This is a genomic window from uncultured Capnocytophaga sp. (genome assembly GCF_938029845.1).
Classification (GTDB): domain Bacteria; phylum Bacteroidota; class Bacteroidia; order Flavobacteriales; family Flavobacteriaceae; genus Capnocytophaga.
Genome location: NZ_CALHGG010000090.1, coordinates 1 through 5,336, shown reverse-complemented (window position 1 = coordinate 5,336; position 5,336 = coordinate 1). Strand labels below are relative to the sequence as shown.

The following is a 5,336-nucleotide window of genomic DNA, read 5'->3' as shown; positions in this document are numbered from 1 at the left end:
TCTTTTTCAACGAATTTATTCCCCCTCTCGGAGGGGGTAAGGGGGAGGTTTATTTGCAATACACTGATTATTAATTAGTTATAAATTTAATTATAACCTAAAAATGACTTGTGAAACTTAAATAATCTAATATTTGTCAAACAATTTTTCAGAGGTCAGTTGTAGGGGGCTACAACAAGGGCAAAGAGGTAGAAGAGGACGTCAGGGACAGCGGTATAGAGGGCGAACGCAGTAGATTATAAAATAAGCCGATGGGTCAAGGAACCTTAAATCGGCTCATTGACCCATCAGCTCATTGACTCATCAACTCATTAATTCTGTACCATATTCGGATTGGCTTCTATCTCGCTAATAGGAATCTGATACACCCAACGCCTGTCTCCTGCAGGAACATCTATGGCATAAACATGGTTGCTGCCTGTTTGGGTTCTGTTGGCGCCTAATCCCCAACGCTTGAAGTCAAAGAAAGAGCTGCCTTCTCCCCAAAGCTCTATACGGCGTTGCCAACGTACTTCCTCACGCAAAGCGGCTTGGTCTGTAGCCGTAGGGGTATAGGAAGGATCACGGAAGTTCTGCATGAAATAGGTTAAGGTGTTTTGAGCACGGGAGAGCTCTCTTTTCTCCACTAAGGCCTCTATATAGAGCAGTAGTGGATCTTCCAAACGTAGGAAACAATAATCTCCTAAGAAGCGGGTATCAGTAACATATTTTAGGTTGGCATAATCAGGCAACTGTGGGTATCTACGGGCTATCGTAGGTGTTTCGGTGCGGTTTATATAGAGGTTGCGACGTACATCACTAGGGGCTATATGGGCATAGAGCAGACTATAAATGCTCTTGAAGGCGCCTCCTCCTGCATAGCTTATAGGGTTGGTGTTGTCTATATTGGAATAGAAGGAATTCCAGTGAGTGGTAGTCTCCTGAGTAATGTCATACGCCCAAAGCCAAGAGGGGGAGGAGATATCCCACTTGGCTGCTTGTACCTCTGCCATGGAGCTAAAAGTAAAATAAGGGCTATTGAGTACTATACGGGTATAGGTAATCACCTTATCCCATTGCTCAAGATGGGCATATACCTTCGCTAGGTAGGTAGCAGCGACTGCCTTATCTACATCGGTTTTGGTTTCAGTAACTACAAAACGGGCATCATCTACTACCGAAAAATCGGCTAAGAGCTGCTCATATACGGCTGCTACCGTAGCACGAGGAAGTTTGGCATCGGTAGGGCGTAGCACTAGGGGAACTCCTAGGTCATTCTCATGTCCCTTATAGGAATGTTGGTAGAGGTTGATCAGGTAGTAATAGTAGATACCTCGTAGGGATTTCAGTTCCGCATATTTCTGATACAATACCGCTTGGGAAGGTGCTTCAGGGAAATATTCGGTAAGTACAGCATTGATAGAGCTGATTTGCTTATAGAGGAAATTCCATAAAAAGGCCGTACGGGCATATTCAGCACGCCACATATCAAAGTTGTAGTCAAAACCAAACCAGCTGTAGGATTGTTGTACCATATCCAGCCCTGAGAGGTCTGTGGCTAGGTGAATGGCCTTCAGTCCAAAGGTCTCCCCGCTATTGGATTGAGAACGTATATTGTTGTTATAGATACCATTAAGCTCTACTTGCAGGAGGTTGGCTTTGGTTTCTACTCCTTTCATGAGTTCCTTTTTTCGTTCTTCAGTAAGGAAGCCATCTACTTTAGGGTCAAATTCGCTTTTAGAACAGGCACTGATAAGCAGCCCTAAAAGGAATAATGGGAGGTATAGATTATTTTTCTTCATGGTGCATCGGATTAAAAGTTAAGATTGAGTCCCATAGAAACAGTACGTATAGGACTATATACAGCGGAGCTATTCACCCCTGAGAGGCTCGAACGAGGGTCTAATCCCTTGCGTTTGCTCCACAGATATACGTTCTCAGCGGTGATATAATAGCGGAGCTTATTTAGGTGTAGCTTTTGGCAAACCTCTTCGGGTAGGCTATAACCTACACTGATGTTTCTTAGGGACAGATAGGAAGCATCTGTTAAGAAACGGTCGGAGGAGCTCAGTAGCTTTTGGTTAGCAAACTCCAAGCGTGGCACATCGGTATGAGGGTTTTCAGGGCTCCAGCGTGCGCGCATATCGGTATGCCATCCTCTACCTAACTGTCCTGAGTGCATAAGCCCTGCGTACTGATAGTCGTAGAACTTGCCGCCAAGCTGGTAGGCGAACTGTAAGGAGAGGTCGAAGTTATACAGCCTAAGGTTGCTACCGAAACCTCCTTGTAAGTCAGGAATGGAGGAACCAACGAAGGTACGACTGTTTTCCATTTCGTAGGCAGCACTGCCTTTTACCTCATAAGCACCTGTGGCTGGGTTCTTGATATAGAATTGGGCATCTCCATTGTCAGGATTAACCCCTGCCCAGCGTACCATATAGAAATCATAGATGCTACCGCCTTCTTTTAGGATTTGGGAACCTCCTCTAGAGACGCCTTTTTCTCTGAGTTCTTCAGGAAGCTTGGTGATGGTGTTTTTGTAATATAATCCATTGAAAGACACAGACCAAGAGAAGTGCTCACGCTTTATTGGGTTTAGGTGAATGACAAAGTCAATCCCTTTGTTTTCCATGTCAGCTACATTTCTTGGTTCGGAGCTAAAGCCTGTGGAGGAGGGTAAGGGCATATTGAAGAGCAAGTTCTTGGTTTTCTTGACAAAGTAATCTGCCTCTACCGTAAGGAGGTGATTCCATAGGGTAGCCTCAATTCCTGTATTGAAGTTACCACTCTCCTCCCAAGTGATGTTGCGATTACCTTTGTAGCGTGCTTGCAGTCCGGCAGTGCTACCATCGGAGGTAACCTCATATAGGGTCATATAGGGTACTAAGGAGCGACCTCCATCGGGCAGATAGAGTTCATCATTTCCTTGTATTCCATAGCTGGCTTTTACCTTTAGGCTATTGATAAAAGTAGCTTTTTTAATAAAGTCTTCCTGACTGATTAGCCAAGAACCTCCCACTGACCAGAACGTACCCCAACGATGTTCGGGCGCAAATACCGAAGAAGCATCACGACGTAGGCTACTGGAGAGGAAGTATTTTTGTTTGTAGTTGGCATTTATCTGCCCAAAGTATCCTTCTATGAAATAGTGGCTTGTATAGGAGTCCAAAGCCGCTAAAACGGAGGCGTTGGAGAACTCACTATTGCTAGGATCTACAAAATTGCGCTTAGCACCTGTCATAGCTCCCGAACGTGCCTTGTGGGACTCATGACCCAAAAGGGCTTCTAGGTGGTAGTCCTTCCAAGTATTTTGGTATCTGAGTAGCTGATTGAAGGTCATTACCACAACATCGGAGCGGGATTTAGTGGCATTCCCTCCATATACTTTTCCTTCGCCAGCCAAGGGGGTGGTGAAGTTATTGGATTGGTAGAAGTTGCCATATACATTCCCTGTGGTGGAGAATTGTACATTCTTTAGCAGCTTGGCGTCTAGGGATATGGATTGATTAAGGTAATAATCCCTCGTCAGGTCTATGTTTTCCCTCTGAGTACCAAGGGGATTGGCATTGTCATTATACTTACGAGTGGCTCCATAGTCATAACTGCTTAGCACCCTACCCAAGGCGTCATGTTCGTATATAGGGTAGATAGGAGCTATGTTACGTGTCCAAGAGAAAGGATTGGAATAGCTGATGGAGGTAGCTCCCTGCTTCTCGGTATAGGTAAGCATGGAGGTAGTATGTACTTTCAGCCATGGGGTAATCTCTCCTTTGTAGGAAAAGCGAGAGGCATATCGGTTGAAATAGGAGTTGAGGTTATACCCCTCATCGCTTAAGTAACCGAGTGAGAAATAAAAGTTATTGATCTCAGAGCCTTTCGTTAGGCTAAGGTTGTGTTCCTTGCGTACCCCTGGTCTGAAAAGCGCCTTTTCCCATTGGTTGAAGGTGGCGACATCGGAGTACTTTATCTGAGCATTAGGGTTGAGCTTTCCATTGGCTAAAACAACCTCTTGGTCAGGTACATTGTATATGTTGTACCCTCTCCCTACATTGGGGATTAGCTGCTGGCTTGCCCAAGAGCGAGCGGTGGCTTCGGGTTGGTTTTGTCCAAATCGGCTTTGATTATAGAGGGCATGCCATAGGGTTTCGTAGTATTCAGAGGGGGAACTCATAAGGTCATACTCAGGTACCCCGCGATAGTTGAACCCTATACGGCTGTCGTACTGAACGGAGAGCTGGCCTCGTGCGCCACTCTTGGTAGTGATGATAATCACCCCATTGGCACCTCGTGCCCCATAGAGCGCTGCTGCCGATGCGTCCTTGAGGATATTGATACTCTCCACATCACTGTTGTTGATAGCATTGAGACTCCCTTCGTAAGGCACGCCGTCCAAGATAACTAGGGGGTTGCTGGAGGCATTGATAGAGCCAATACCTCGTATACGTACAGAGGCACTTGACCCTGGTTGCCCTGAACCAGTGGAGATCTGTACCCCCGCAACGGCTCCTTCTAGGGCTTTTACAACATTGTTGGTCTGTGCGCCTTTGATGGTTTCCTCTTTGACAGTGGTCATGGAACCTGTGAATGATTTTTTGTCGGTAGCTCCATAGGCGACAGCGACCACTTCGGTACCTGTGAGTGCGACCACTTCAGCCTCCAAGGTGATGTCAATGACTCCACTCTTTTCTACCGTTTTCTCTTGGGGGAGATACCCCACACTGGAGAAAACAAGAACGTCATGAGGTTGCACTTTGATTTGATAACGACCATTGCCATCGGTGGAGACCCCTTTTTGGGTGCCTTTGACAATAATAGAGACACCGAGCATCTCCATTCCGTCAGTGTCTTTTACCACTCCTTTTACAGTGAGTTGTTGGGCTACAAGCCATAAGGGGCAAAGGGTAAAGAGGAAATACAATAACCTCCAATGTTTGTTTTGCTTCATATCAGAATGTTTTTTAATAGAAAGCTGCAAATATACATTATTTTTTTGAAAATAAAACAAATAAATTAAATATTTTTTCAATAAATAGTAATGTATTACATAGAAAAATAAAAAATTATCAATATGGATAAAAGCTTTATTTTCATTAAGTTGCTTAAAAACAGACGTTTGGAAGGTATCTATTAAGAAACTAAAAATAGGAAGATTGAATATAATTCAAAAAATATTGATTTTATTAAACAAAATACAATATTTTATTTGTTTTTGTGTGCTTAATTTATATTGTAGTAGTGCTTACTTATATTGTACTTACGTTCAATATGCACCTTTGGTTAATTTTGTAATTTAAGTTTCGCCAGTTCTGTAACTTATTGATATTCAAAAACCTCCCCCTACCCCCTCCAAAGGGGGA

General features: G+C 44.2%; 2 protein-coding genes. Both read right to left on the bottom strand.

Annotated elements, in window-relative coordinates:
* Window positions 1-311 precede the first annotated feature (311 nt).
* A complete protein-coding gene (locus Q0625_RS06560) occupies window positions 312-1,781 on the bottom strand; it encodes a RagB/SusD family nutrient uptake outer membrane protein (RefSeq protein ID WP_298824820.1) in 1,470 nt (489 codons plus the stop codon).
* Between the two features lie 11 nt (window positions 1,782-1,792).
* Entirely contained in the window at window positions 1,793-4,924 is a 3,132-nt protein-coding gene (locus Q0625_RS06555; protein WP_298824817.1) for a TonB-dependent receptor, read from the bottom strand.
* Between the last annotated feature and the right edge of the window lie 412 nt (window positions 4,925-5,336).